Here is a 26,968-nt window from a genome sequence, read left to right as displayed (position 1 = left end):
CCGCGGCTACTGCCAGAACATGAAGAGATCGTGGCCGGAGATGACCAGCCCGATCCGGACGCCGAACTGCTCCATGATCCACAGTGCCGCGTCGCTCAGCCAGTAACGGGCCTCGGTCTGCCAGAACACCGCGAAGAGCACCAACATGCTGTACGGCGCGAACGGCTCGACCGCACGCCGGGTCTTGTACGACAGCCAGGGTTCGACGATCCCGTAGCCGTCCAGGCCGGGCACCGGCAGCAGGTTCAGCAGCGCCGCGGTGATCTGCAGGAACGCCAGGAACGCCAGCGCCTCAGGCAGCATCGAGTCGCCGTACAGGTCGGCCCTGGCGAGCAGCATCAGCACCACCGCGAAGGCCACGTTGACCAGGGGGCCGGCCGCCGAGACCAGGCTGTGCTTCCACCGGCCCTGGATCCGGTGCCGGTCGATGTAGACCGCACCGCCGGGAAGGCCGATGCCGCCGAGCATCACGAAGATCACCGGCAGCACGAAGCTGAGCAGCACGTGCCCGTACTTCAGCGGGTTGAGGGTCAGGTAGCCCTTGGCGCCGACCGTGATGTCCCCGCCGTGCAGCGCGGTGCGCGCGTGCGCGTACTCGTGCAGGCACAGCGAGACCATCCAGCCGGCCACCACGAAGAGGAAGAGGCCGAACCGCGCGTTGCCGGTCCCGGTGGCCACCCCCCAGGCCGAGGTGGCGAGGACGGCGACCAGCACCCAGAAGACCGGACTGATCCGGTTCTCCTCGCTGCGGCTGCGAGTGGACGCGAAGCTCATGCGGTACGACTCCGGGGCTGGCAGGGACGGACGCGGGGACTGGCAGGGGACGATCATGCCGGTCCCGGCGGCGGGCCGACAACCGGCCCCACGTGAACGTCCGGGACATCGGCGGTGTTCCACCCCGCGGCGTCGACCAGAATGGTCGCGTGCATTACGGCATCCTCGGCACGACCACGGCCCATTCCGACGACGGCACCCCCGTCCCGCTCGGCGGCGCCCGGCTGCGCGCCCTGCTCGCGGCCCTGGTGCTGCGGCAGGGGCGGCCCGTCCCCGCCGAGCTGCTGGTCGACGAGGTGTGGGACGCCGAACCGCCGCAGGACTCCGCCGCCGCGCTGCAGACCCTGGTCGGCCGGCTGCGCCGCACCGTCGGCCGCGCCGAGGTCGGCTCCGGCCCGGCCGGGTACTGGCTGACCGACGGCCGGACCGACGTCGGCGAGTTCCAGCGGCTGGCGGCCGAGGGCCGCGCGGCGCTGGAGGCCGGGGAGCCCGGAGTCGCCCTGGAGCGGCTGGACGCGGCGCTCGGGCTGTGGCGCGGCCCGGCGCTGGCCGACCTGCCGGACCGGTACGGCCCGGCCGCCCGGCTGGAGGCCCAGCGCGACGACGCCCGGCGGTGCCGGATCACCGCCCTGCTCGCCCTCGGCCGCACCGGCGTCGCCACCGCGGAGCTGGCCGAGCTGTGCGAGCAGCACCCGCTGGACGAGTCCTGGCAGGTGCTGCTGATCCGCGCGCTGCGGGACGGCGGGCGGACCGCCGAGGCGCTGCAGCGGTACGAGGGCGTCCGCCGGGCGCTGGTCGAGGAGCTCGGCACCGACCCGGGGGCGGAGCTCCAGGCGCTGTACCGCGAGCTGCTCAACCCGCACCGGGGTGGTGGCGGCGCCGGACGCGCGGCCGGGGCGGTGGGCGGGGACGGAGCGGGCGACGCGGGCTGGGCGGCGGACGACGGCGCGGCCGCGAGCGGCGGTGCGGTGGCGAGCGGCGGTGCGGTGGCGAGCGGTGGCCCGGCGGGAGCAGGCGGCGCACCCGGGGCGGGCCGGCGGCCGGGCGTGGGTGGCCCGCCGGGCGACGGAGAGCCGCCGTACGGCGTGCCGGGCGGTGACGGCGACCCCCACGGCGACCCCCGCGGCGGCCGCCACGGCAACCCTCACGACGGGCCTGCCGCGGCCACGGGGCCGGACGGCGCCGGTGCGCGCCCGCCGGCCGGCGAGGCGCTGCGGGCCGCGGGCAACCTGCGGCCGCGGCTGACCAGCTTCGTCGGCCGGGACGGCGACCTCGCCACGGTCGGGGCCGCGCTGGACGCGGGCCGGCTGACCACGCTGACCGGCCCCGGCGGCTCCGGCAAGACCAGGCTCTCACTGGAGGCCGGCCGGATCGCCCAGACCGGCGCCGGCTGGCCGGACGGCGTCTGGCAGGTCGAGCTCGCCCCGCTGGAGGACCCGGCCGCCGTCCCCGGCGCGGTGGTCTCCGCGCTGGGCCTGCGCGACACCGTGCTGCACACCGGTGGCGCGGTCGGCGAGGCGATGGACAGCCGCGACGACCCGCTGCGCCGGCTGCTCGACCACTGCGGCCGCCGCCGGATGCTGCTGCTGCTCGACAACTGCGAGCACCTGGTGCAGGCCGCCGCCGACCTGGCCGACCGGCTGCTCGCCGAGTGCCCGGGCCTGACCGTGCTGGCCACCAGCCGGGAGCCGCTCGGCGTGCCGGGCGAGGCGGTGCTGCCGGTGGAGCCGCTGCCCGATCCGGCGGCTCTGCGGCTGCTCGCCGAGCGCGGCGCCGCGGCCCGGCCCGGCTTCGCGGTCGCCGACGACCCGGAGGCGTGCGCCGAGATCTGCCGCCGGCTCGACGGGCTGCCGCTGGCGATCGAGCTGGCCGCCGCGCGGCTGCGCGGACTGACGCCGCGCCGGCTCGCGGACCGGCTGGACAGCAGGTTCGCCCTGCTCACCGCCGGTTCGCGGACCCTGCTGCCGCGTCAGCAGACGCTGCGCGCCGTGGTCGACTGGAGCTGGGACCTGCTCGGCTCCCGGGAGCGCGCGGTGCTGCGCCGGCTCGCGGTCTTCGCCGGCGGCTGCACCCTGGAGGACGCCGAGCAGGTGGTCGCCGACGGCACCGAGGTCACCCGCGGGCAGGTCGCCGACCTGCTGCTCTCGCTGGTCGACAAGTCACTGCTGGTCGCCGACCTGGGGGGCGAACCCCGGTACGGGATGCTGGAGACCATCCACGAGTACGCCACCGAGCGGCTGGCCGAGTCCGGCGAGGAGCCCGAGGTGGCGCTGCGCCACGTCCGGCACTACCGGGAACTCGTCCGGAAGGCCGAGCTGGACCTGCACGGCCCCGGGCAGCTCACCGAACTCGCCCGGCTGGAGCGGGAGCAGGACAACATCCGGGCCGCGCTGCGCCGCGCCGTGGAGCTCGGCGAGGAGCAGGAGGCGCTGGTCCTCGCCCTCGCGATGAGCAGCTACTGGACGCTGCGCGACTACCGGACCGAGGCCCGGGCCTGGTACGACGCGGTCTCCGCGCTCGGGCCCGACCCGTACGCCGAGGACGCCCCGATGCCGGTCCCGCTCACCGAGGGGCCGCTGGACGCGCCGCTGCCGATGGCCCCCGAGATGCTGGAGGAGGCGCGCCGGCACCTGGGGTTGCAGCGGCTGGTGTCGATGTTCACCGGCAACATGGCGACGCTCGGCGACCCAGAGGCGCTGCGCACCGCCGACCGGATCCTGAAGATGTACACCCCGGACCTGCCGCAGTCGTACCGCTCCCCGGTGCTGCTGCGGATGTTCGCGCTGTTCCTGGCGGGGGAGATGGGCCGGATGCGGGAGGCCGTGGACGACGCGGTGGTCGGCGCCCGGCTGCACGGCCGGGAGGGCGACCTGGCGTTCGCCCTGCAGCTGCGCTCGCGGCTGCTCAACGACTGGGTGGGCGAGCTGGGCCAGGCGGTGGAGGACAGCGCCGAGGCGCTGGAGCTGTTCACCCGGGCCGGCGACCGCTGGGGGCAGTCCGAGACGCTGGCCGCGCAGGCCGAGAACTTCGCCAAGCTCGGTGACGGGCAGCGGGCCGCCGACAACTACCGGCGGGCCATCGTGCTGGCCACCGAGCTGGGCGCGCTCCAGGAGGTGCCGCTGCTGCGGGTGCGGCTCGGCGAGACGCTGATGGAGTTCGACCACGGGGTGGGCGAGCGGATGGTGGTGGACGCGCTGGCCGAGATCTCGGTGAGCGGCCACTCCTCCGACGGCGCCCGGATGTACGGGCGGCTGGTGCTCTGCCACCACTACGTCCAGCGCGGCGAGTACGCCCGGGGCCTCGGGCAGTTGGACCTGCTCGGGGAGGAGCAGCGCACGCTCGGGCCGGTCGCGCCCGAGGTCTTCCTCGGCGTGGTCGACTGCATCCGGGGCTGGGCGCTGGCCCGTTCGGGCCGGGTCCGCGAGGGGCTGGCCCAACTGGCCTCGGGGCGGCGCCGGATGAGGGACGTCCAGGGCGGTGCGACGGTCTTCGCCGAGCACATGTCGCTGATGCTGCTGACCCCGGCCGCCGCGGTCCTCGCCGAGCTGGCGGTCCGTCTGGACGAGCCCCGGGCCGCCCGCCGGGCCGCGGTGCTGCTCGGCGCGCACGACGCGCTGCACGGGCACCTCGGCTCGTACATGGAGCGCTCCGAGCGGGAGTACTGCGAGCGGCTGGCGCGCGAGCGGGTCGGCCCGGCCGAGTACGAGGCGGCGTACGAGGAGGGCGGCCGCCTCGAACTGTCGGAGGCGGCCGCCCTGCTCGACGGCATCGCGGACTACTGACCGGCCGCCGGGCCCGGATCAGGTCCGCTTGCGGAAGCGGGCCACCGCGAGCGGCGCGAAGACCGCCGTGACCACGACGGAGAACACCACCACGATGGTCGCCGAGTGGGCCACCGGGCCGCCGTTGATCAGGTTGCGGCAGGCGTCGGCCAGCGCGGACAGCGGGTTGTACTTGGTGAAGGCCTGCAGCCAGCCCGGCATGGTGCTGGCCGGCGCGAAGATCGAGCTGCCGAACTGCAGCGGCATGATGACCATCATCGACACTCCCTGGACCGCCTGGGCGCTGCGCAGCGACATGCCGAGCAGCATCGAGATCCACACGATCGACATGCCGAGCATCAGGGACAGGCCGACCGCGGCGAGCAGCGGGAGGAAGCCGGTGGTCAGCTTCAGGCCGAGGATCATCGAGAAGGTGATCAGCACGGTGAAGGCGACGACCGAGCGCATCATCTCCGCCGCGATCTTGGACAGCAGCACCGCGGACCGGCCGATCGGCAGCGTCCGGAAGCGGTCCATCACCCCGGTCTGGAAGTCGCTGTTCAGACCGGTGCCGACGGCCATCGCCAGGTTGAGGCCGGTGGTGCCGAGCAGGCCCGGGACCATGTACTGGATGTAGGCCTGCTGGCCGCCGGCGACCGCGCCGCCGAACACGTAGACGAACAGCACCGTGAAGATGATCGGGACCAGCAGCGCGTCCAGCATCGACTCGGGGTCGGCCTTGATCCGCATCAGGTTGCGGCGGGTCAGCGCACCCAGGTGGCGGGCCGAGGCGCGGAGCCCGATCCGGGTGTCGTTGGCGTCGAGAACGGCGCTGCTCATGCGACGGGCTCCTTGTCACGGGTCGGGGCGGGGATGCTGTCGGTGGAGGCGTCGCGCTTGCCGGTGATGGCGAGGAAGACCTCGTCCAGGCTGGGCAGCTCGGTGTCGAGGCCCGCGATGCCGAAGCCGCGGGTGCCGAGCACGCCGACCACGGCGGTCAGCTGCTCCTCGTCGGTGAGCTGCACCGACAGCAGCTCGGTGTCGGGGGAGACAGTCGCGGCGATGCCGGCCTCGCGCAGGCAGCGCGCCATCTCCGGCAGCTCGGCGGCGTTGCGCGGGGTCACCTGCAGGGTCTTGCCGCCGACCCGGGTCTTCAGCTCGGAGATCCCGCCGTTGGCGATCACCCGGCCCCTGTCGATCACCGTCAGCTCGTGCGCGAGCTGCTCGGCCTCCTCCATGTACTGGGTGGTGAGCAGCACGGTGGAGCCCTCGGCGACCATCCGCTGCACCTCGTCCCACACCTCGTTGCGGGTCCGCGGGTCCAGGCCGGTGGTGGGCTCGTCCAGGTACAGCACCTTCGGGCGGCCGATCATCGACGCCGCCAGGTCGAGCCGGCGGCGCATGCCGCCGGAGTAGGTCTTCGCGGGGCGCCTGGCCGCGTCGGTGAGCGAGAAGCGCTCCAGCAGCTCGTTGGCCCGGGCCTTCGACTCCTTGGCGGACAGGTCCAGGAGGCGGCCGATCAGGTAGAGGTTCTCGTAGCCGGAGAGCAGCTCGTCGACCGAGGCGTACTGGCCGGTGAGGCCGATGGTGCGGCGCAGCTGCTTCGGCTGGCGCAGCACGTCGTAGCCGCCGACGAAGGCGGTGCCGGCGTCCGGCTTGATCAGGGTGGACAGGACCCGGACCAGGGTGGTCTTCCCGGCGCCGTTGGGTCCGAGCAGCCCCAGCACCGTCCCCTCGCGCACGGTCAGGTCGACCCCGTCGAGGGCCCTGGTCTCGCCGTACGTCTTGACGATGCCGCGGACCTCCACGGCGTTGCTGTTGGCGATCGATGTCATGTCGCCAAGGCTGCCCGGGGCCGCTGTCACCCCGCTGTCACCCCGCCGTCAGCCGACTGACAGCGGGGTGGCAGCGCCCTGCCGGTTACTTGAAGGTGTGCTCCGGGGCCGGGAAGGTCCCGGCGCCGACGTCGGCCGCGAAGGCGCGGGCGGCGTCGCCGAGGACGGCGCGCAGGTTGGCGTACTGCTTGACGAACTTCGGCACCCGGCCCGCCGTCATCCCGGCGAAGTCGGTCCACACCAGCACCTGGGCGTCGGTGCCGGCGCCCGCGCCGATGCCGACGGTCGGGATCGCCAGTTGCTCGGTGACCTGCGCGGCGAGCTCGGCAGGCACGGCCTCCAGCACCACCGCGAACGCGCCGGCCTGCTGCACCGCCTTGGCGTCCCGCAGCAGCTGGTGCGCCGCCTCGTCGCCGCGCCCCTGCACCGGGTACCCGCCGAAGGCGTGCACCGACTGCGGGGTGAGGCCGACGTGCGCCATCACCGGGATGCCGGCCTCGACCAGCAGCTCGATCGAGCGGGCGCTGCGCTCGCCGCCCTCCAGCTTGACCGCGCCGACGCCGGCCTCCTTCATCAGGCGGGCGGCGTTGTGCATGGCCTGCGCGGGCGACTCCTGGTAGGAGCCGAACGGCATGTCGCCGACGACCAGCGCGCGCCGGGTGCCGCGGACGACGGCGGCGGAGAGCATCACCATCTGGTCCATGGTCACCGGCACGGTGGTCTCGTAGCCGAGGTGGCAGTTGCCGGCCGAGTCGCCGACCAGCAGCACCGGGATCCCCGCCTCGTCGAACACGCCGGCGGTGAGGGCGTCGTACGCGGTGAGCATCGCCCAGCGCTCGCCGTGCTGCTTGGCCTTGGCGAGGTCGCGGACGGTCACCCGGCGGTTGGTGATGCCGCCGTACAGGACGGCACCTTCCTGCGCCGGGGCAGGCTGAAGCGGAGAAGCGTTCATCGAACAGACTCCTGAAGGTTGTTGTCTCGTGGCGCCGTGCGGCGTCCCCGGATCTGGCTCCATGCTTGCACGCCGGAGGCCCGGCGCAAAGACCGGCCGCACGGACTGTCGCGCAGCCGACACGGACGCGGCTTTACCCGAGTTTTACGATACGGCCCCGTCTCGTATCGAAATCGGAGCTACGCTGAGCCGCATGACCACCGCCACGCCCGCACCCTCGCGGGTGCCCGAAGCCGTCCACCGTCGCCGCTGGGCGATCCTCGGCACGCTGCTGCTCGCCCTGCTCGTCGTCGTCCTCGACAACTCGATCCTCAACGTGGCGATGAAGACCATCGCCACCCCCGCCCCGGTCGGGCTCGGCGCCAGCCAGAGCGACCTGGAGTGGGCGATCAACTCGTACACCCTGGTCTTCGCCGGCCTGCTGTTCACCGCCGGCCTGCTCGGTGACCGCTTCGGCCGCAAGTGGACGCTGCTCGGCGGCATGCTCGTCTTCGGCCTCGGCTCGCTGCTCTCCTCGCTCGCCACCACCCCGGGCGAGCTGATCGGCTACCGGGCGGTGATGGGCCTCGGCGGCGCCTTCGTGATGCCCGCCACGCTGGCGATCATCATGAACGTCTTCGAGCGGCACGAGCAGCCGAAGGCGATCGGCATCTGGGCCGGCGCGGTCGGCCTGGCCATCGCGGTCGGCCCGATCACCGGCGGCCTGCTGATCGAGCACTTCTGGTGGGGCTCGGTCTTCCTGGTCAACGTGCCGATCGTGGTGGTCGCCCTGGTCGCGATGTTCCTGCTGGTGCCGGACTCCAAGGACCCCGCCCCCGGCCGGCTCGACCCGATCGGCGTGCTGCTGTCCATCGTCGGCCTGGTCGCGCTGATCTACGGCATCATCAAGGGCGGCGAGCTGGCCGACTTCCTCGACCCGAAGGCCTGGGTGCCGATCGCGGTCGGCGTGCTGGCGCTGGTGGCGTTCGTGCTGTTCGAGAAGCGCACCAGCCACCCGGCCCTGGACATCGGCTGGTTCCGCAACAAGGTCTTCTCGGCCTCGATCGCGGTGGTCGGCGTGGTGTTCTTCGCGCTGATGGGCGTCTCCTTCTTCGGCGTCTTCTACACCCAGAGCGTCCGCGGCTACAGCGCCCTCCAGGCGGGCGCGCTGATGCTCCCGCTGGCCGGCGCCCAGCTGCTGTTCGCCCCCCGGGCCCGGCTGGTGGTCGACCGGTTCGGCGTCCGCGCCACCTGCGCCGGCGGCATGGCGCTGATCGCGGTCGGCTTCCTCGGCTACCTCTTCCTCGGCGCGACCACGCCGATCTGGGTGCTGGTGGTGCTCGGCTTCGTGATGGGCGCCGGCATGGCGCACGTGATGCCGCCGGTCACCGTCGCGATCATGGGCGCGCTGCCCCGCGAGAAGGCCGGTGCCGGCTCCGCGATCAACAACACCTTCCGGCAGGTCGGCGGCTCGCTCGGCGTCGCCGTGCTCGGCGCGGTGCTCTCCACCGTCTACCGGGACGGCATCTCCGACCACCTCGCCGCGCTGCCGCCCGCCCTGCGCGACAAGGCCGGCGAGTCGCTGGAGGCCACCCTGGCGATCGCCGCCCGCACGCACGACAGCGCGCTGGTCACCCCCGCCATGGACTCCTTCCTGCACGCCATGCACGTGGTCGCCGGACTCTCCGCCGGCATCACCGCGGTCGGCGCGGTGATCGCGCTCCTGCTGCTGCCCGGCCGCACCGCCGACGCCCCCGGCGGGCCCGGCAAGGCCGTCGCGCCCGAGTCCGCCTCCGACCCCGCCAGGGTTTGAGCCGGCCGGTGGAGAATGGGCGCATGAAGATCGACCTGCCGGGCACGCAGCCGGCCGCCGACTCCACCGGACCCGCCCCGGGCACCGGACCCGCCCCGTGCCCCGGGACCGGCCCGGCCGCCGCGACCGACGCGGCGGCCGGCGCCGCCCCGCGCCGCGGGCGTCCGCGCAGCGAGGCGGCCGAGCAGGCGATCTTCGCCGCCGTCGAGCGCCTGATGGAGGACGGCAGCGGGCTCGCCGAACTCTCCGTCGAACGGATCGCCGCCGCCGCGGGCGTCGGCAAGGCCACCATCTACCGGCGCTGGCCCAACAAGGAGGCCCTGCTGGTCGACGTGATCGACCGCCTGGAGCAGCCGCCCCCGCCGCTGGTCGGACCGACCTACCGGGACGACCTGATCGCGCTGGTCGAGTACATGCGCCGGCGCGGCCTGATCAAGCGCTCCCGCTGGGTGGTGAAGTCCGCCCTCGGCCAGATGGGCGCCTGGCCCGAACTGAAGGCGACGTACCACGAACGAGTGATCAAGCCGCGGCGCGAACTCCTCCGCACGATCGTCCGCCGCGGCGTCGCCGAGGGCGAACTGCGCTCCGACGTCGACGTGGAACTGCTCTGCGAACTGGTCCTCGGCCCGATCCTGCTGCGCAGCGTGCTCTGGGACGACTCCCCGCTGGACGACCCCGACCTGGCCCGCACCATGGTCGACACCGTCCTGCAGGGCATCGGCACCCGACCCCGGCCGGAGCCGTCCGACCGGCCGTGACCGAGCCCACAGCCGGGGCCGCGCCGGAACCCGGCGTCGCCCCCGCCGCGTCTGTCCCGTCATAGGCTGAGCCGAGAATCAGACCAATTCCTCCGGAATCGGTCCGAACTCGGCCACAGCCGGACACGACAGAACACGGAACGGCACGGAGGAGTGGGCATGGTGCAGGCGGACAGTCCGGCGGCCGAGGCGGCGGACGGTGCGCAGCCTCCCGCCCCGCGACGCGGTCTCGCCCGGCTCGGCCTCGGCTGGCGGCGCGGCCTGGTCGTCGCCGCGCTCGCCCTGCTCGTCGCCGTCCTGCTCGCCTTCCACGCCGAGGTCCCCAACGGCGTCGGCAACCTCGGCAGCCTGCTGGAGACCTTCCTGCCCTGGCTCGGCCTGACGATCCCGGTCCTGCTCGGGCTCGGCGTGTGGCGGCGCTCCGCCACCGCGCTGCTCGCCGTCCTGCTGCCCACCGCGCTGTGGCTCAACATGTTCGGCGGGCTGCTCACCGACAAGAGCACCGGTCCCGGCGACTTCAAGGTGCTCAGCCACAACGTCGCCGCCGCCAACACCGACCCGGCCGGCACCGTGAAGCTCCTCAACGACTCCGGAGCGCAGATCGTCGCCCTGGAGGAGATCGCCGGCGGTGCCGTCTCCACCTACGCCAGGGGGCTCGCCGGGAAGTACCCGTACCACGCGGTCGAGGGCACCGTCGGCCTGTGGTCCAGCTACCCGATCTCCGGCGTCTCCGTCGTCGACATCAGGATCGGCTGGACCCGCGCCTTCCGTGCCGAGGTCACCACCCCCGAGGGCCCGCTCGCCGTGTACGTCGCCCACCTGCCCTCCGTCCGGCTGAAGTTCGACAGCGGCTTCACCGCCGGGCAGCGGGACGTCAGCGCGCAGGCGCTCGGTGACGCGATCGAGGCCGAGCCGCTGAAGAAGGTCCTGCTGCTCGGCGACCTCAACGGCACCATGAACGACCGCAGCCTCGCGCCGGTAACCTCCCAGATGCGCTCCGCCCAGGGCGCCGCCGGCGACGGCTTCGGCTTCTCCTGGCCCGCGTCCTTCCCGATGGCCCGGATCGACCAGATCCTCAGCAAGGGCGGTCTCACCCCCACCGACTCCCGCACCCTCGCCGCCGACGGCAGCGACCACCTGGCGATCACCGCGGACTACCGTTACTAGGCATGGACGGTGGGGACGTGGGGCGGGCGGTCGGGTGGATGACCCGGACGCTGGGGCCGTACGCGGTCGGGCACGACTGGACGGTGCCGGCGCGGGGGCTGGAGTGGAGCTGCCGGGAGACCGCCGCGCACGTGGCGCACGACCTGGCGGCGTACGCCGGGCAGTTGGCGGGCCGGGCGGAGGGCGGGTACCTGCCGTACGACCTGGTGGTGGGGGAGGGCGCGACGCCGCCCGAGGTGCTGCGGGTGGTCGCGGCGGCGGGCGGGATGCTCCGGGCGGTGCTGGACACCGCGCCCGCGGACGCCCGGGCGTGGCACTGGGGGCCGTGCGACCCGGGCGGCTTCGCGGCGATGGGCTGTGCGGAGGTGCTGCTGCACACCTGGGACCTCGCGGGCGGCCTCGGCGCCGACTGGTCCCCGCCGCCGGGCCTGTGCGAGGGCGTGCTGGCCCGGCTGTTCCCGGACGCCCCGGCGGGCGGTCCGGCGGCCGTGCTGCTGTGGTGCGCCGGCCGCGGCGAACTGCCCGGCCGCCCCCGCCGCACCACCTGGAGCTGGCGCGCCGCCGTCCCCGACTGACGGCCCGTCCGGAGGCGCACCGCCCGCGCCTCACCGCCCGCGCCTCACCGCGCGCGGGTGCCGATCACCACGGTCGCGTCGCGCTCCTCGCAGGCGGTGATGCGCGGGGCGAGCCCGGCGTCGGCGAACGCGTCCGCGGTGCGGGTGGCCTGACGGTCGCTGGTCTCGACCAGCAGGTGGCCGCCGGGCGCCAGCCACGCGGGCGCGTCGGCGGTGACCCGGCGCTGGATCGCCAGCCCGTCGTCCCCGCCGTCGAGGGCGGCCAGCGGTTCGTGCTCCCGGGCCTCCGGGGGCAGCAGCCCGATCTCGCCGGTCGGCACGTACGGCGCGTTGGCGACCAGGACGTCCACCCGGCCGCGCAGCTCGGCGGGGAGGGCCGCGTACAGGTCGCCGCGGTACACCCGCCCGCCCGCGGCGGCGAGGTTGCGGGCGGCGCAGCGCACCGACGCCTCGTCCAGGTCGGCGGCGTGCAGGTCGACCGGTCCGGCGGCGGCGGCGACCGCCGCCCCGAGCGCGCCGGAACCGCAGCACAGGTCGAGCACCACCGCCCCGGGCGCGGCCAGCGCCGCGGCCTGCTCGGCGAGGAACTCGGAGCGCCGGCGCGGCACGAACACGCCCGGGTCGACGGACACCCGCAGCCCGCCGAACTCGGCCCAGCCGACGACGTGTTCGAGCGGCAGGCCGTCGACCCGGCGGCCGACCAGGACGGCCAGCTCGGCGGTGGTGCGGGCGGCGGAGATCAGCAGGCGCGCCTCGTCCTCGGCGAAGACGCAGCCGGCGGCGCGCAGCTTCCGGACGGTGGTGGCGCGCAGCAGCGCGGAGGGGTACGGGGTCACGGCGGGAGGAGCCTTTCGGAGTACGTCCGCGGGGCTCCCGCGCCCCGGCTACGCCTGGGCGGCGGCGGGGCGGTCGGAGGGGAGCACCCGTCCTGGCACAGCGGTGATGGGGCCCACCTCCTCGGTTCGTGGTCGGCCGGCGCGGCGCGCGGCCCGGCACAGGCGTTCACCCTACCGGACCGCCCGCCCGGCCGACCCGGGTTCAGCCGCGCCGCCAGCGGTTGGTGATGGGCAGTCGGCGGTCCCGGCCGAAGCCCTTCGGCGAGATCTTCGGGCCCGGCGGGTACTGGCGCCGCTTGTACTCGGCGGTGTCGACCAGCCGCACCACCCGGTCCACCACCTCGGCCGGGTAGCCGGCCGCGACGATCGCGTCCCGGCCCTGGTCGCCCTCGACGTACAGGTCGAGCACGGTGTCCAGCAGGTCGTAGTCGGGCAGCGAGTCGGTGTCCTTCTGGTCCGGCCGCAGCTCGGCGGACGGCGGCTTGAGGATGGTGTTCTCCGGGATCGGCGGCACCTCGCCGCGCCGCACGGCCTCGTCGTTGCGCCAGGCCGCCAGCCGGAAGACCAGCGACTTGTAGACGTCCTTGATCGGGCCGTACGCGCCCACCGAGTCGCCGTACAGCGTCGAGTAGCCGACCGCCAGCTCGCTCTTGTTGCCGGGCGCGAGCACGATGTGCCCCTCCTGGTTGGAGATCGCCATCAGCAGCGTGCCGCGGACCCGGGACTGCAGGTTCTCCTCCGCCAGCCCGGTGAGGTCGGTGGCGCCCAGGTACGCCTCGACCATCGGCGCGATCGACACCGTGCGGAAGTTGAGGCCGGTGCGGCGGGCCAGCTCGGCGGCGTCGTCCCGGGAGTGCTGCGAGGAGTACTTGCTGGGCATCGACACGCAGTGGACGTTCCCGGCGCCGACCGCGTCCACCGCGATCGCCGCGACCAGCGCGGAGTCGATGCCGCCGGACAGGCCGATCAGCACCGAGCGGAAGCCGTTCTTGCGGACGTACGCCCGGGTGCCCTCCACCAGCGCCTGGTAGATCTCCGCCTCGTCGTCCAGCCGCGGCGCGACCTGCGCCGCCACCGGCTCGGCCGGGGCGGGCAGCCGCTCGCCGCCCAGGTCGGTGCGGGCCAGCCGCAGCCCGTCGCTGAGGATCAGCCCGTCCGGCTGGTCGCCCTCGGCGGCCGGCAGCTCCAGGTCGACCAGCAGCAGCGTCTCCTCGAACTGCGGCGCCCGCGCCAGCACCTCGCCGTCCGCCGACACCACCAGCGAGTCGCCGTCGAAGACCAGCTCGTCCTGGGCGCCGACCATGTTCAGGTACGCCAGCGGGCAGCCCGCCTCCGCGGCCCGGCGGCGGACCAGCTCCAGCCGCGCGTCGTCCTTGTTGCGCTCGTACGGCGAGCCGTTGATCACCAGCAGCAGCCCGGCGCCGACCTCGCCCGCCGCGGTGACCCGGCCGCCCTCCTGCCAGATGTCCTCGCAGATCGCCAGCGCCACGTCCACCCCGTGCAGCCGCAGCACCGACAGCCGGTCGCCCGGCACGAAGTACCGGTACTCGTCGAACACGCCGTAGTTCGGCAGGAAGTGCTTGGCGAAACGGTCCACCACTTCGCCGCGGTACAGCACCGCCGCGCAGTTCTGCGGCGAGCCGGCCGGGCGGTGCGTCCGGTGCTCCTCGTGCTCCGAGCGGCCCAGGTAGCCCAGCACCACCGGCAGCTCGCCCAGGCCCTCCGCCGCCAGCCGGGAGGCCAGCTCGACCAGCGCCGTCCGCGAGGCCTCCACGAAGGAGCCGCGCAGCGCCAGGTCCTCCACCGGGTAGCCGGTCAGGGCCATCTCCGGGAACGCGACCAGCTGCGCTCCGGCCTCGGCGGCCCGCCTGGTCCAGCGCACCACCTCGTCACGGTTGCGGTCGATGTCGCCGACCCACGGGTCGGTCTGGCTCAGGGCGAGACGGATGTTGGGCATGCCACGAGTGTAATCGTCGAACTGACGTTATGTCTCCCCGCCGGGCGTTCCGCGGCCTACCGCGGCCTGCCCGGGGGTGGACTCCGCAGGAAGATCCGCCATGATGGGAGCAGCCGGTTCCGGTCACGCCCGCGGGCGTAACACGGACGTAAAGAGCAGAGGTGAGACTGTCCCCATGGGCAAGCAGCAGGAGTTCGTGCTTCGCACGCTCGAGGAGCGTGACATCCGTTTTGTCCGGCTGTGGTTCACCGATGTGCTCGGGTTCCTGAAGTCGGTCGCGGTCGCTCCGGCCGAGCTGGAGCAGGCGTTCGACGAGGGGATCGGGTTCGACGGCTCGGCGATCGAGGGCTTCGCCCGGGTCTACGAGTCCGACATGATCGCCAAGCCGGACCCGACCACCTTCCAGATACTGCCGTGGCGCTCGGAGACCCCCGGCACCGCGCGGATGTTCTGCGACATCATGATGCCCGACGGCTCGCCGTCGTACGCCGACCCGCGCTTCGTCCTCAAGCGCACCCTGGAGAAGGCGTCCGACCTGGGGTTCACCTTCTACACCCACCCGGAGATCGAGTTCTTCCTGCTGAAGAACCTCCCCGGCGACGGCACCGCCCCCATCCCCGCCGACCAGTCCGGCTACTTCGACCACACCCCGCGCGGCGTCGGCCACGACTTCCGCCGCCAGGCCATCACCATGCTCGAGTCGATGGGCATCTCGGTCGAGTTCTCCCACCACGAGGGCGCCCCCGGACAGCAGGAGATCGACCTCCGCTACGCCGACGCGCTCTCCACCGCCGACAACATCATGACCTTCCGCCTGGTCATGAAGGAGGTCGCGCTGGAGCAGGGCGTCCACGCCAGCTTCATGCCCAAGCCGTTCTCCGGCTTCCCCGGCTCCGGCATGCACACCCACGTCTCCCTCTTCGAGGGCGACCGCAACGCCTTCCACGAGTCCGGCGCCGAGTACCAGCTCTCCAAGGTCGGCCGCTCCTTCATCGCCGGCCTGCTCAAGTACGCCGCCGAGACCGCCGCCGTCACCAACCAGTGGGTCAACTCCTACAAGCGCATCTGGGGCGGCTCCCAGCGCACCGCCGGCGCCGGCGGCGAGGCCCCCTCCTACATCTGCTGGGGCCACAACAACCGGTCCGCGCTGATCCGCGTCCCGATGTACAAGCCCGGCAAGCAGGGCTCCACCCGCGTCGAGGTCCGCTCGCTCGACACCGGCTGCAACCCGTACCTCGCCTACGCCGTGGTCCTCGCCGCCGGCCTCAAGGGCATCGAGGACGGCCTGGAGCTCCCCGCCGGCGCCGAGGACGACGTCTGGGCGCTCTCCGACGCGGAGCGCCGCTCGCTCGGCATCCAGCCGATGCCGCAGAACCTCGGCGAGGCCATCGACCTCATGCAGCGCAGCGAACTCGTCGCCGAGACCCTCGGCGAGCACGTCTTCGACTTCTTCCTGCGCAACAAGCGCCAGGAGTGGGAGGAGTACCGCTCCGAGGTCACCCCGTTCGAGCTGCGGAAGAACCTCCAGGTGCTGTAACCGCAGGTCAGGGCAGGTCTGAAACGCCAGAAGCCCCTCGGGTCGACGGATCACATCCGTCGGCCCGAGGGGCGTTTTCAGGGCTTTTGTCCTTCCTGGGCCGTCTGTGGGCCGTGGGGTTGCGGAGCGGCGGCCCATCCGAGGGCGTCGTAGAGCGCGTCGACGGCCCGGCGGGTGCGGCCGTCGCTGCTCGGCATCAGGTGCGTGTAGACCCGGAGCGTGAACCCGGGGTCGGTGTGCCCGAGGTACCCGCTGAGCGCCTTGACGCTCTCGCCGGAGTCGAGCAGCATCGAGGCGTAGAAGTGCCGCAGCGCGTGCATGCCGTCCTCCCGCGACGCCTGGAAGCGACCCCACTTCTCCGGAGGAGGGATCACCCCCGCAATCACGAGGGCGGGCTTCCACGCGTAGGTGTTGAAGTCGCTCCGTCGCACGGCGCCGCCCTGCTCGCGCGAGAACAGCAGCCGCTTGGTCACCGGCGGGCCGTCGGGCGTCAGCCAGGGTAGCGTCACGGTCTCCGGCGGGAAGGCGGCGAGGTGGGCCTCGAAGATGCCGGCCACCCGTTCCGGCAGCGGCACGTCGCGGACCTTCCCGCGCTTCGGCGGAGCGAACACCAGACGCCCGCCGATGTCCTTGATCTGCAAGCCCACGTGCAGCCAGCCGGTGTCAGACCGGATCTCGTCGACCGGCAGGCCGAACACCTCGCCCTGCCGGAGGCCGCAGCCGCCGGCCGCGTCCACCATCGCCCGGTACCGGGCCGGTAGTGCGGCCCGGACGGCCTCCACCCGTTCTGCCGTCCAAGGCCGGACCCGGCCGGGAGCCCGGCCCGGCGGGGTCACCGAGCGGGAGCGGCACGGGTTCGTGGTCCGGAGGCGGTCCTCCATCGCCGCCATGAAGATGCTGGAGACGTTGCCGAAGATGACCCGCCGGTACGAGGACGCGGGCACCGCCTTTTCCAACTCCCTGAGCCACTCCCGGATGTGCGACGGCTGGAAGGAGTCCAGCGGTCGGATGCCGAGGTACGGGATCGCGTGTCGGCGGATCTGCGCATCGACGGACGAACGGGTGTTGTGGTCCGTGGTCTGCGACTCCAACCAGCGCTCGGCGTACTGCCGGAAGGTCACCTTGGCGGCCTTCGGGTCGACGTACTGGCCCCGCGACATGTCGGCCTCGATGTTGGCCAGCCACAGTTCGGCCTGGCGCTTCTGGCGGTCCGGGAACGCCTTGCTCTTCTCCGTGCCGTCCGGCCCGATGTACCGGGCGCGGTAGCGGGAACCGGTGCCGTACCGCTCGGTCTTGACGCGACGGGGCTTGCCGTCCGGGCCGATCTCGGTCTTGTGCCAGCGGTCCTGGATGTGTCCGGCCAAAGGTCAGGCCACCTCTCGGTTCTGGTCGGCCACCCACTGGGCGACCTCGGCGGGGTCGTAGCGCAGGTGTCGGCCCACGCGGAATCCGGGCGGACCGGTGCGCTTGCGGCGCCACTGGTAGATGGTTTCCAGCGGCACTTCGAACAGGGCCGAGATGTCCTCGGGCGTGAGGTAGCGGGTCGGCAGCGAGCGCGTCGGCGTTCCGCCAGCCTGGCTCGCCGCGCGGCGGCGCGAGACGGAAGCGTCAGTTGCGAGGTCGAAAGCGGGGGTGCGGGGCCTTGTCATAGGCCGTTCTCCTTTGTGGGTGTGACAGTGAATAGGGCTGTCACTGCGGGTGTCACCGGCATGTGGGCTGGTCAGAGCGTTGCGGTGACAGCTGTGACAGGTGTGACAGTGGGGGTGTGGTTCGGGCTGTCACACCGGCTCGGGGACGATGTAGGCGCCGCTGGCGTCGGTGTTCAGCTGTCCGTCCTTGGCCATGCGGGTGCAGGCCTGGCGGGTGTTGGCGTAGTCGAGGCCGGTGGCGGTGGCGATGTCCTTGGGCCGGGCGCCGGGGTGGGTGCGGACGTGGGCGAGGATCGTGGCGCGGGTGTCGCCGATGGTGTGGTCGCCGGCGGGTCCGTCGAGCAGCAGCCAGTTGCCGGTCTCGGGTTGGAAGGCGAGGGCGTGTTCGTTCTCGTCGACGTCGCGGCCGGTGATGTGCAGGACGCCGTCGGCTTTGCCGCGTGAGCGTTTGAGGACGAGGGTGGCGTCGGCGGCGCCGGCGAGGCCGTTGGTGCCGGAAACCTCGGCGAGGAAGTCGTCCGAGCCCATCTTGCGGACGTGGTGGACCAGGATCGTGGCGACGGAGTGCCGGTCGGCGACCTGCTTGACGTGGCCGATGGCGGCATAGTCGGCGTCATACGCGGCGACCCCGGGGGCGGAGTTGCCGCGGACCTTGGCGAAGACGTCGATGACGACGAGGCGGGCGTCGGGGTTCTGGGTGAGCCAGCGGTCGAGGGCGTCGGCGCCGCCCTGGGGCAGCGGTGGGAAGTCGGTGACGATGGTCAGGTCTTTGGGTGCGGGGCGTCCGGCGAGGAGCTTGGTCATGCGGGTCTTGAGCCGGCGCGGGGTGTCCTCCAGAGCGAGGTAGAGCACGGGGCCCGCTTCGACGGGGACGGTGCCGAAGGCGGGGCGGCCGGCCGCGACGTCGAGTCCGAGGCCGAGGGAGAGCCAGGACTTGCCGACCTTGGGCGGTCCGGCGAGGAGACTGACGCCTTCGGCGAAGAACCCGGGCACGGCCCACCGGGGCTCGGGGAAGTCGGTGGCCATCAGGTCGGCCGCGTTCCACACGACGCGGGGCCTGAAGGGTTCCTGAGGGGCCGTGGGGGCGTCCTGTGGCGGTTCGGGGCCGGGGTCGGTCCAGGAATCCGGTTCGGGGCCACTCTCGCCCGGCCAGGGGGCGCCCTGCGGGTCGTCGTGGACGACGCGCAGGTGCAGTGCGGGACGCGAATTCTCGGGGCCAGCGGGGCGGGTCATGCGGCGCGTCCGGCTGCGGCGAAGCCGTTGGCGACGGCGCGGGCGGCGTACTCGGGCGGGACGCCGACGGAGGTGGCGGCGTCGACCAGGACGTGGGCGATGGTGTCGAGGCCGCATGGGCCGGGGCACTGGGTGTGGAGGCCGGCGAGGAAGCTCGCGACGAAGAAGGTCTGCGATCCGGCGCCGGTCTCGGTGTGGCTGCGGATCCTGGCCGTGGCTCGTTCCAGGCCGGTGCGGACGTAGCGGTCGGTGTGCCGGCATCCGCTGCCCACCGTCCTCGCCCAGTTCGTCGCGGGAGGAGAAAACACCACCCCTCCCCCCGGGCGGGCGGGGGTGGTGTTTTCCTCCCGGGCCACCAGTGCTCGCACGGGGTCGGGCAGGGCCGTCACCGGGCCGGTGCCGGGGCCGAGCCAGCGGGCGTACTGCATGAGCGATTTGATGTCGACGCCGGGCCGGACGCGGTTGGCGGAGCGCATCGTGCCGAGGTAGATCCAGTGCTGCCCACGGGTGGTGGGGACGGTGCGGGTCGCGGGGAGCGTGGTGCGGGCCCAGGCGACGGCGTCGGGGGTGTCGAGGTCGACGACGGTCACCCCGGCGCCGCCGGGGTGGTAGGCGAGGGCGGCGGCCTCGCGCCAGCCGGGTGCCCACGCTCGGCTGGTGAGGACGTCGGGGTCGGTGGTGGCGGCGGCCCAGCCGTGGCAGGGGGCCGGGCAGGTGCAGGGCCCGGCGGTCTTCATGTTCGGCCGGCCGCCGCAGAGCAAGTCCTTGCAGTCGGGGCAGTTGCCGAGGGTCCGCTTCCCGGCCCTCAGCATCAGCACGGGGACCCCGGACCGGGCGAGGGCGAGGGCGTCGGCGAGCAGGCGGTTTGCGGGCATGGCGGCCTTCCGTCGTGGTGTGGGCTCGAAGGGATGCGCCGGGGCGGGCGGTGCCGAGGGGCTCCGGCCCGCCCCGGGCGGGGGTCGGTCAGGCCGCGGTGAGGCGCCGGCCGCTGGTCGCAACGGCGAGGGTGTCGGTCCAGGTGGTGCGCAGGGCGTTGCGGTCGTGGCGCTGGGTGGCGGGGGCGCCGGGGACGTGGTCGCCGGGGCGGATGGGCATCTGGAGGCCGAGGAAGTCGTGTCCGGCGGCGACGAGGAGGGGCTTGTCGGGTCCGGCGGTCCAGAGGGTGAGCGGTTCGTATCGTTCGGCGGGGGCGTGGTTCCAGCGGGCGAGGAACGCGGCGCTGTAGTGCGCCTCGTCGGTGAGCTGGGGTTCGGCGGCGAGCGCGGCGGCGAACAGCGGCCGCCACTTGGGGAAACCGGAGGCGAGCGGGACGTTGGCGGAGAGGGTGAGCGAGCGGTTGCCGTCGCTGATGCTCAAGCCGCCGTCGCGCGTTCGGGTGCAGGGCCGGTTATAGGTGAGGGTGAGATCGGCGGTGCGGCGCCGGGTCGGGAACAGGGCGCGCAGGGCGAGCAGGTCGGTGCGGGCGATGAACGCCTTCCACGGCGCGGACCCGCTGGTGTTGGGGGCTTCGCGGCGGGTGAGGGCGAAGGTGTAGCGGTCGGTGGCGGCGGCGAACAGGTGGGTGCCGGTGGCCTCCAGGTAGATGCCGTGGATGGGCGGCAGGGTGTCGTCGGTGCTGATGTGCGGGGTGAGCTGCCGGATGATGGTTGGCAGGTCGGTCAGGGTGACGGACACGGCGGGTTCCTCCGGGTTCAGAACAGGGCGGTGGGTTCGATGGGCGGGTTCGCAGCGCTCGCGGCCCGCCGTGCGGCGGTGTGGGCGGCGTGGTGGCAGGTCGGGCACCAGGCGGCGAGGCGGGCCTTGGGCAGGGCGGCCACCTGGTGGTCGGGCAGCAGCAGGTCGGCGGGGTCGGCCGGGGCTGCGATGAGCTGGACGCGTCCGCCGGCGTGGGTGCGGTGGGCGCCGTGTTCGCGGTTGCAGCGCCCGCCGTCCTTGGCGTGGGACTTGCCGCAGGCGCCCCGGCACTGGCAACGGCCCGCTGCGGCGGCCATGACGGCCTGCCACAGGCCGGCGCCGGCCAGCGGCGGGGTGCGGGTGGTCATGTCGTGCACCGCCCCGTTTGAGGGCGGCCGCGCGTGCTGGAGATGGGCATGGTGATCCTGATTTCGTTGATTCGAGGGGCTGCGGAGGATTCGCATGCCGGCGAGGCAGAGACCCGCTACCGGCTGCCTCGGCGCTCAAATCGGCGCTGCCGAGCCGTTGTTGTCCGCGTGGTGACGTAGATTCGCGGGATGCCGATCGAGAGTTTTCCGCCGCCTGTGGATGCCGTGACGACGCGAGATGAACTGGCCAGATCGTTGGGCCTGGAAAGCAGCCGGTCGTGGGCCGGCGGAATCGTGGTGGTCACACCGGAGCGCAAGGTGCTGGTCTTCTCGGATCCCGAGGAAGGCGTTAAGCACAGCTACACCTTCGACGGGTGGGCTGAGGAGGAGGACGAGTACGGGCCGGTGTTCCAGTACACCGGTGCTGGTCCGTTGGGTCATCAGAAGCTCTCGGGTGCGAACTCCCCGCTGATGACTCATCGGGCGAAGGGGCGCGAGGTACACCTGTTTGTCGCGGCAGGTCGCGTGCCTGGCACGAGCGCCAAGTATCAGCGCTACATCGGCCAGATGGTCCTTGATCCGATTGAGCCGTACGTCGAGCGGTGGAACACAGATCAGCGTGGAGAAGAGCGCATGGTCTACGTCTTCCGCCTGCGCCCTGCGGAGGGTGCCGCCGTCGCCGTACACGAGGCGGACGTCGTTTTGCCGGCGCCGGTCACGACGAGGCTGTTGATCCCCGCGGAGCGGACAACCGCGGCGTTCACCACGGCTGAGCGGCACATTACTGACCGAACTGCGGTTGGCCCGCAGGGGCCGCGGACTGTTTACCGGCGCGAGGGTGAACTCCGTACGGCCTTCGCGGACTTCCTCACCAACCGGGGGCACGAGGTCGGCACGTATCAGCTGACCATCAAGGGGGAACGTGGCACGTTCACCACGGACCTGTACGACGCCACTGCGAAGGTCCTCTACGAGGCGAAGAGCGCAAGCACCCGCAAGGCGGTCCGCGAGGCGGTAGCCCAGCTCTTGGACTACCGCCGGCACATCGACGTTCCCGACCTCCGGTGCGCGGTACTGCTTCCCTCTCAGCCGAGTGAGGACCTGCGCGACTTCATCGCGAAGGCCGGCCTTGACCTGGTATTTCGTACCGGCGACGCCTTCACTGGGCACTTGAGTGAGTAGCCAGCCAGGCGCGTCAGGGTTTCCAGGTCCGCGCTGAACTCAGAACGGGGGCTCTCCCGAGAACCCGGTCGGGGCTGCGGCCGCGCCCGCGTTCGGCGGGGCGGGGGTGGCGCTGCTCCACGGGTCGGCGGCCGGTGCGGCGCCGCCGCCCGTGCGCTGGGTCTTGGTGACCTTGGCGGTGGCGAAGCGCAGGGACGGGCCGATGTCGTCGAGGTCGAGGCCGAGCATGGAGCGGTTCTCGCCCTGCTCGGTCTGCCAGTTGTGCTGGACGAGTCGGCCGGTGGCGACGACGCGCATGCCCTTGGTGAGGGTGTCGGCGGCGTGTTCGGCGATCTCACGCCAGGCGGTGGCGCGAAGGAACAGGGCGGTGCCGTCGCGCCAGGTGTTGGTGGTCTTGTCGTAGGTGCGCGGGGTCGAGGCGATGGTGAACTTCGCGAGGGCGACGCCGGCGGGGGTGAAGCGCAGTTCGGGGTCGTCGGTCAGGTTGCCGACGACGGTGATCGGGGTCTCTCCCACGGACACGGTGGCCTCCAAGGGCACTTTGGGTCGGGAGCGGGCTGTCCGTCCCCCGCACCGCCCACCAACCGCCTTCTAAGCGGGTGTTGGGCGGCACGCCGGTCGGTACAGGCCGGGTCAGCGGTTGCGGTTGGAGACGTTGACGCGGACGTTCACCGCGCCCCGGCCGCCCCCGGCGCCGCTGGTGTTCTTCAGGAGCCAGACGAGGGCGAGGACGGCGGCGAGCAGGCCGAGGCCGGTGGCCGCGGCGGCGATGGCCTGGAAGAGGAAGCCCAGGCCGATCCCGGCGGCGCCGGTGCCGATGCCGCCGGCGAGGAGGCGGGCTGGCCACATGTCCCGTCCCGCGGCGGCGGGGGCGGGCAGGTAGACGGAGGTCGGGTCGATCGCGTGGACCGGGACGGGCTGGTGGGCGGGCTGCGGGAGCGGTGCGGGCCGGTAGTGGGCGAGCGGGGCGGCCTGCGGGGGCGTGGTGTAGAGGGGCTGGCCGTCGGCGGTGTAGAGCACCGCCGCGGTGGGCTGGGAGTACGGCTGCGCGTGGTTCATGGCGGTGCTTCCTTCCGGGTGGTGGTGCTTCGGTCAGCGGGTCTGCTGGATGAGGGCGCCGAGGAGTTCGGGCCGGTTGGTGGAGCCGAGGTAGCGGCCCTGGCTGGTCCACAGGTGCCACCACTCGCCGCGGTGCGTGGTGCTGGCGGTGTGGGCGCAGGTGGTGGAGCCGTGGGTGAAGACGTCGAGGACGATGTCCTGCTCGGGGGCCGGGTCGGTGGTGCCGGGGGCGGTGGCGGGCATGGCGGTGTCTCCGTTCAGTGCAGGCCCTGCAGGGCGTGGAAGAGGCTGACGACGGCGTTGTTGACGGAGGGGGCGATGCCGGTGGAGGCGAGGTAGAAGCCGAACAGCGCGGCGACAACGGCCCCGGAGGTGGACACGGCCTTGAAGCGGAGCATCAGCGCGAGGGCGACGCCGAACAGCACGGCGGCGGACACGGTGAACAGCACGGGCGGACTCCCGTCCAGGAATATCGCTTTGGGATGGTTTGGGTGTGGCCGGCTGTCCTGACGGACCTTCGCCAGGCCAGGATTTGCGCAGGTCAGCTGGGTGACGGTCGGGGGCCGACCCCTGCCGAGGGGTGCCCGCTGAGGGTGGTTTCCGGCAGGGGGCGGCAGAGGTCCTGACCGGACCCGCGAGGCTGTGACCTGCGGCTTTCCGCGGCCGGCGAGGGTCTGTCAGGGGTGGAAACCGGGACAGAACGGGCGTCGGGTCAGGCGGCGCCGTCCAGTCGGGCGGTGGCGGCGCGGAGGTCGGCGAGGGTGTAGCCGTTGGGCCGGGAGCCGTCCGGCAGGCTGACCCGAGCGGGCTCCAACTTGACTCCGAGGGAGTCGAGTTCGGCCCGCAGGTTCTTGCCGGCGCGGGACAGCCAGGCGGCGTCCGTCTCCTTCTCGGCCCGGCCGTAGCGGTCGGGGTCGGTGCCGGCGAGGCGGGCGAGCAGGTCGGCGCTGCTGATCACGGCGCCGCCGGTGGCCTCGATAGCGCGGATCATGCGGTCGAGGACGGTGCGGCGAACGACGGAGCCGAGGCCGTCCTCGCCACCGGCGGCGGCACTGACCCCGGTCTGGCGAGCCATGGCGGACTCCACCGGGTCGTCGTAGTGGCCGGGCAGGCACCCGGCCTCGGTCCGCAGCTCGATGCCACGCTCGATCAGCGGCAGGATCTCCCCGGCGTTCTCGTCGATGAACAGGGAGCGGACCTCGATCACGCCGGTGTCGGGGGTGGTCAGCCAGGCCCGGCCGCGGCTGGTCTTCTCGATCGGGATCTTGGAGGCGTCGTAGCCCTGGCCGACCATGCCGTCGCCGAGGACGACATTGGAGGCGCCGGGGGACTCCACGCGCATGGCCATGCGGGCGGCGAGGTTGCCGCGCAGGCGCGGGGTGACGATCTCGGCCTCGGGGTACTGGGTGGCGAGTGCCAGCACGATCCCGACGGCGGCGCCGACGGCGGCGATCTGGGCGAGGAGTTCGGTGATCTCCTCCGCGTACTTCCCGGAGGGGCCGTTCTTGGCGGTGTAGGTGGCGAGTTCGTCGACGATGACCAGCTCGATGCCGCCGAGCTTGTCGATCAGCTTCTCGTTGGCCTTGGACAGGCCCGCTTCGACGAGGATCTCGGTGCGGCGGTTCATCTCCTCGACCATGAGGCGAAGGAACTGCACGAGTCGCTTGGGGTTGCGGCGTACGAAGGTGGCGAGGGCGCGGGCGTGGGGGACGTACTCGCCGGCGCCCTTGCCGTCGAACAGGCGGATCCGCACGCGGGGGTCGAGCATGGCGGCGGCGAGGAGGTTGGCGAGGCCCATGCCCTTGCCGGAGCGGGTGGCGCCGGCGAACAGGAACGAGTAGTCCGACAGGGTGGGGCGCAGGATGTTGCCGCGCTTGTCGAAGGCGAGGGGGAAGCCGTCGCGCCAGGTGTTGACCTGCTTGGCGCGGGTGGCGACGAGGGGGTTGCGGCGGGTGGCGAGGAAGGGGTCCTGTCCGCAGGCCCAGATCGCCATCCGGCGGCCGTTGGAGCCGACTTGGCGGATGTCGAGGTTGGTGCGGTCGATGCCCATCGCCGCGGCGATGTCATCGACCTTGCCCTGAGCCTTCTTCACGGTCACGTCGGGCAGGTCGATGACGGCGTGCCAGGCGTTCGGCACCGCGGGGTCGATCGCGCACGGGGTGACCATCGTGAGCCGCTGACTGTCGCCGATGACCTTCGCGGCCTTGAACGCCCGGTCCAGCATCGACTCGGTCAGCGGGTCGCCGTCCGACAGCGCCCGGATCTCCGCGTCCCACACGGTCTCCCGGTCCGGCCGGCGCCCGAGGAACGCCTCGACCGCGAGGACGACCCCGAGGCCGAGCAGCAGCCCGGCGGTGCCGAGCGCGACGTACGAGGTGAGGACGGCGGCGGCGGGGATGCCGAAGGCGACCAGGGCGCGGGCGAAGCGGATCCGGCGCCGGTTGGACTTGGCCTTCTTGTAGGCGGCGACCGCCGCGACGGCGACGGCGAGGGCGGCCTCGGACTGCTTCTGGGCGAGCGCCCGGTCACCGGGGAGCAGGGTGAAGCGGGCGCGGCGGGCGAGGTCGCGGGCCTCGCGGGTGGCGATGTGGGCCTGGTGGCCGGCGGCCTGGACGTGGGCGCCCTCGAACCCGGCCGTCCACTGGGCCGAGCGCCGTATGCCGCGCCAGGTCTGGGCGGCGTGGCCGCGGGCGGTGCGCTGCCGAGCCAGCCACCGCCGCAGAGCGCGGCGGGTCTGCGTCGAACGCGCGCGGGCCATCGTGCGCCGTCCGTCCTTCGTCCGGATCCACTGCGGCATCAGCGGCCGGTCCCCGGCCGGATCCTCCCGCTCGCGCGCGGCCAGCACGGCCGCAACCGTGGCGGGCGTGGTGTCGAGGAGGTAGACGGAGTCGGCGGCGGTGTCCGGAGCGGTGCCAGGTTCGGGGTCGGGTGTGGTGCGGCGGTCGGGGAAGGGCAGGACAGCCGCGCCCTTGGTGCTGCCCGGGGGGTAGGTGGTCGGCGCGGTCGCGTCGGGCGGGGCGTCTTCGTCGTGGTTCACTGAGGGTCCTTCCTCACTGCTCAAGCGGGGTGAAGGGCCCGGGGCGGCCGTCGTGCCGGCAAGCTGAGCGGCCGCCTCGGGGCGGGGCTACTTCCAGTTCTTGGGGTCCTCGTTCGGCTGGATCTTGCGGGCGTTGCGGGGGTCGATGATCTGCTTGTCGGCGGGGTCGTTGAAGCGGTCGAGGGCCACCGTGGTCGTGCCGTCGTCACCGACGTTGGTCACGGTGCCGATGTTTCCGGGGGCGGCCGTCCGGTAGTAGGTCTGGACGTGGCGGGTGATCATGACGCGGTCGCCCTTGCTGAAGCGGCTCATGGTGTGGGTTCCTCTCGGGTTGGTCAGACGGAGGCGATGACGGCGGCGGCGGTCTCGAAGGCGTGGTGCCAGGCTTGGTCGAGGCAGTAGGCGCCGTTCATGCCGTGGTCGGCGAGGCGGACGAAGTTGGCCTTGCCGGTGGCGTCGGCCAGGCGGCGCAGGGGCTCGCGCCGGTCGGCGACGTAGTGCGTGATGGCGGACAGGGCGAGCGCGGCCGCGACCGGGCCGGGCCGCAGCCGCACGCCGAGCAGGCGGGATCCGGCGAGCAGGGCGGCGGCCTGGGTGGCGGTGTAGGTGGCGACGTGGGCGGCGCACGCCTTGCGGCCGGCGGCGCTGGACTGTCCGTCGTGGTGGTCGTGCTGGCCCTTGGTGCGGGCCTGGTGGTCGGTCTGCACCCAGTGGTCCGCCACGTCGGCGGCAGCGCGGAGCAGGGCGTAGGCGGCGGCGAAGCGGGCCGCACGGACGGACAGGGCGTCGGACATGGTGAGTGTCCTCCTTCGGTTCTGGGGA

26 protein-coding genes are annotated in these 26,968 nt (G+C 73.0%); 7 read left to right on the top strand and 19 right to left on the bottom strand.

Annotation, left to right across the window (positions count from 1 at the left end; translation table 11 throughout):
- Window positions 1–6 precede the first annotated feature (6 nt).
- A complete protein-coding gene (locus ABEB06_RS11760) occupies window positions 7–774 on the bottom strand; it encodes a site-2 protease family protein (RefSeq protein ID WP_345696790.1) in 768 nt (255 codons plus the stop codon).
- A 149-nt stretch (window positions 775–923) separates the two neighbouring features.
- Here ABEB06_RS11760 and ABEB06_RS11755 point away from each other — a divergent pair, with 149 nt between their 5' ends.
- Window positions 924–4,556, top strand: coding sequence for an AfsR/SARP family transcriptional regulator (locus tag ABEB06_RS11755; protein ID WP_345696789.1), 3,633 nt, complete (start codon window positions 924–926; stop codon window positions 4,554–4,556).
- Between the two features lie 18 nt (window positions 4,557–4,574).
- On the opposite strand, the gene ABEB06_RS11750 is transcribed toward ABEB06_RS11755, so the two are convergent.
- The 3 genes from ABEB06_RS11750 to panB form a co-directional block, all read right to left on the bottom strand.
- Window positions 4,575–5,375: an ABC transporter permease gene (locus tag ABEB06_RS11750; protein WP_345696788.1), complete on the bottom strand. Its 801-nt coding sequence runs from the start codon at window positions 5,373–5,375 to the stop codon at window positions 4,575–4,577.
- Window positions 5,372–6,370: an ATP-binding cassette domain-containing protein gene (locus ABEB06_RS11745; protein ID WP_345696787.1), complete on the bottom strand. Its 999-nt coding sequence runs from the start codon at window positions 6,368–6,370 to the stop codon at window positions 5,372–5,374. The genes ABEB06_RS11750 and ABEB06_RS11745 overlap by 4 nt, the downstream gene beginning before the upstream one ends.
- Before the next feature lie 85 nt (window positions 6,371–6,455).
- Window positions 6,456–7,322, bottom strand: coding sequence for a 3-methyl-2-oxobutanoate hydroxymethyltransferase (panB, locus tag ABEB06_RS11740; protein WP_345696786.1), 867 nt, complete (start codon window positions 7,320–7,322; stop codon window positions 6,456–6,458).
- A 193-nt stretch (window positions 7,323–7,515) separates the two neighbouring features.
- Between panB and ABEB06_RS11735 the strand changes: the two genes are divergently transcribed.
- The 4 genes from ABEB06_RS11735 to ABEB06_RS11720 all read left to right on the top strand — a co-directional run bounded on the left by ABEB06_RS11735 (window position 7,516) and on the right by ABEB06_RS11720 (window position 11,614).
- Window positions 7,516–9,114, top strand: a complete 1,599-nt coding sequence (locus ABEB06_RS11735; RefSeq protein WP_345696785.1) for an MFS transporter — start codon at window positions 7,516–7,518, stop codon at window positions 9,112–9,114.
- A 23-nt stretch (window positions 9,115–9,137) separates the two neighbouring features.
- Entirely contained in the window at window positions 9,138–9,872 is a 735-nt protein-coding gene (locus ABEB06_RS11730; RefSeq protein WP_345696784.1) for a TetR/AcrR family transcriptional regulator, read from the top strand.
- Between the two features lie 159 nt (window positions 9,873–10,031).
- On the top strand, window positions 10,032–11,039 hold the full coding sequence (locus ABEB06_RS11725) for an endonuclease/exonuclease/phosphatase family protein (protein ID WP_345696783.1): 1,008 nt from the start codon (window positions 10,032–10,034) through the stop codon (window positions 11,037–11,039).
- Between the two features lie 2 nt (window positions 11,040–11,041).
- A complete protein-coding gene (locus ABEB06_RS11720; protein ID WP_345696782.1) occupies window positions 11,042–11,614 on the top strand; it encodes a maleylpyruvate isomerase N-terminal domain-containing protein in 573 nt (190 codons plus the stop codon).
- Between the two features lie 44 nt (window positions 11,615–11,658).
- On the opposite strand, the gene ABEB06_RS11715 is transcribed toward ABEB06_RS11720, so the two are convergent.
- The gene (locus tag ABEB06_RS11715) at window positions 11,659–12,450 is read right to left on the bottom strand and encodes a putative protein N(5)-glutamine methyltransferase (protein ID WP_345696781.1); all 792 of its coding nucleotides are present in this window, start codon (window positions 12,448–12,450) and stop codon (window positions 11,659–11,661) included.
- A gap of 202 nt (window positions 12,451–12,652) precedes the next feature.
- Window positions 12,653–14,407 (bottom strand): NAD+ synthase, encoded by a 1,755-nt coding sequence (locus ABEB06_RS11710; RefSeq protein ID WP_345696780.1) that lies wholly within the window; start codon window positions 14,405–14,407, stop codon window positions 12,653–12,655.
- Window positions 14,408–14,582: 175 nt separating this feature from the next.
- Between ABEB06_RS11710 and glnA the strand changes: the two genes are divergently transcribed.
- Window positions 14,583–15,944 carry a type I glutamate--ammonia ligase gene (gene glnA / locus ABEB06_RS11705; protein WP_345696779.1) on the top strand — a complete coding sequence of 454 codons (1,362 nt, stop codon included), beginning with the start codon at window positions 14,583–14,585 and terminating at the stop codon, window positions 15,942–15,944.
- Between the two features lie 77 nt (window positions 15,945–16,021).
- On the opposite strand, the gene ABEB06_RS11700 is transcribed toward glnA, so the two are convergent.
- The 6 genes from ABEB06_RS11700 to ABEB06_RS11675 form a co-directional block, all read right to left on the bottom strand.
- Entirely contained in the window at window positions 16,022–17,308 is a 1,287-nt protein-coding gene (locus ABEB06_RS11700) for a tyrosine-type recombinase/integrase (RefSeq protein WP_345696778.1), read from the bottom strand.
- A 3-nt stretch (window positions 17,309–17,311) separates the two neighbouring features.
- On the bottom strand, window positions 17,312–17,593 hold the full coding sequence (locus ABEB06_RS11695) for a helix-turn-helix domain-containing protein (protein ID WP_345696777.1): 282 nt from the start codon (window positions 17,591–17,593) through the stop codon (window positions 17,312–17,314).
- 129 nt (window positions 17,594–17,722) lie between these two features.
- Entirely contained in the window at window positions 17,723–18,640 is a 918-nt protein-coding gene (locus ABEB06_RS11690; protein WP_486334163.1) for an AAA family ATPase, read from the bottom strand.
- A gap of 182 nt (window positions 18,641–18,822) precedes the next feature.
- Window positions 18,823–19,701 (bottom strand): bifunctional DNA primase/polymerase, encoded by an 879-nt coding sequence (locus tag ABEB06_RS11685; protein ID WP_345696775.1) that lies wholly within the window; start codon window positions 19,699–19,701, stop codon window positions 18,823–18,825.
- An 88-nt stretch (window positions 19,702–19,789) separates the two neighbouring features.
- Window positions 19,790–20,500 carry a hypothetical protein gene (locus tag ABEB06_RS11680; RefSeq protein ID WP_345696774.1) on the bottom strand — a complete coding sequence of 237 codons (711 nt, stop codon included), beginning with the start codon at window positions 20,498–20,500 and terminating at the stop codon, window positions 19,790–19,792.
- A 17-nt stretch (window positions 20,501–20,517) separates the two neighbouring features.
- Window positions 20,518–20,868, bottom strand: a complete 351-nt coding sequence (locus tag ABEB06_RS11675; protein WP_345696773.1) for a hypothetical protein — start codon at window positions 20,866–20,868, stop codon at window positions 20,518–20,520.
- Between the two features lie 189 nt (window positions 20,869–21,057).
- On the opposite strand from ABEB06_RS11675, the gene ABEB06_RS11670 reads away from it, so the two are divergent.
- Entirely contained in the window at window positions 21,058–22,050 is a 993-nt protein-coding gene (locus ABEB06_RS11670; protein ID WP_345696772.1) for an SRA domain-containing endonuclease, read from the top strand.
- Between the two features lie 39 nt (window positions 22,051–22,089).
- On the opposite strand, the gene ABEB06_RS11665 is transcribed toward ABEB06_RS11670, so the two are convergent.
- The 7 genes from ABEB06_RS11665 to ABEB06_RS11635 form a co-directional block, all read right to left on the bottom strand.
- Window positions 22,090–22,572: a single-stranded DNA-binding protein gene (locus ABEB06_RS11665; RefSeq protein ID WP_345696771.1), complete on the bottom strand. Its 483-nt coding sequence runs from the start codon at window positions 22,570–22,572 to the stop codon at window positions 22,090–22,092.
- Between the two features lie 111 nt (window positions 22,573–22,683).
- Window positions 22,684–23,109 (bottom strand): hypothetical protein, encoded by a 426-nt coding sequence (locus ABEB06_RS11660; protein ID WP_345696770.1) that lies wholly within the window; start codon window positions 23,107–23,109, stop codon window positions 22,684–22,686.
- Between the two features lie 33 nt (window positions 23,110–23,142).
- Window positions 23,143–23,352, bottom strand: a complete 210-nt coding sequence (locus ABEB06_RS11655) for a hypothetical protein (RefSeq protein WP_345696769.1) — start codon at window positions 23,350–23,352, stop codon at window positions 23,143–23,145.
- A gap of 14 nt (window positions 23,353–23,366) precedes the next feature.
- On the bottom strand, window positions 23,367–23,558 hold the full coding sequence (locus ABEB06_RS11650; protein ID WP_345696768.1) for a hypothetical protein: 192 nt from the start codon (window positions 23,556–23,558) through the stop codon (window positions 23,367–23,369).
- A 263-nt stretch (window positions 23,559–23,821) separates the two neighbouring features.
- A complete protein-coding gene (locus ABEB06_RS11645; RefSeq protein ID WP_345696767.1) occupies window positions 23,822–26,146 on the bottom strand; it encodes an FtsK/SpoIIIE domain-containing protein in 2,325 nt (774 codons plus the stop codon).
- Window positions 26,147–26,233: 87 nt separating this feature from the next.
- Window positions 26,234–26,458: a hypothetical protein gene (locus tag ABEB06_RS11640; RefSeq protein ID WP_345696766.1), complete on the bottom strand. Its 225-nt coding sequence runs from the start codon at window positions 26,456–26,458 to the stop codon at window positions 26,234–26,236.
- Between the two features lie 23 nt (window positions 26,459–26,481).
- Window positions 26,482–26,940 carry a hypothetical protein gene (locus ABEB06_RS11635; RefSeq protein ID WP_345696765.1) on the bottom strand — a complete coding sequence of 153 codons (459 nt, stop codon included), beginning with the start codon at window positions 26,938–26,940 and terminating at the stop codon, window positions 26,482–26,484.
- Window positions 26,941–26,968: the final 28 nt, after the last annotated feature.

Source organism: Kitasatospora terrestris (assembly GCF_039542905.1).
GTDB classification, from domain to species: Bacteria; Actinomycetota; Actinomycetes; order Streptomycetales; family Streptomycetaceae; genus Kitasatospora; species Kitasatospora terrestris.
Note: the sequence above shows the minus strand (reverse complement) of the source record. Positions and strands in the feature narration are given on the sequence as shown.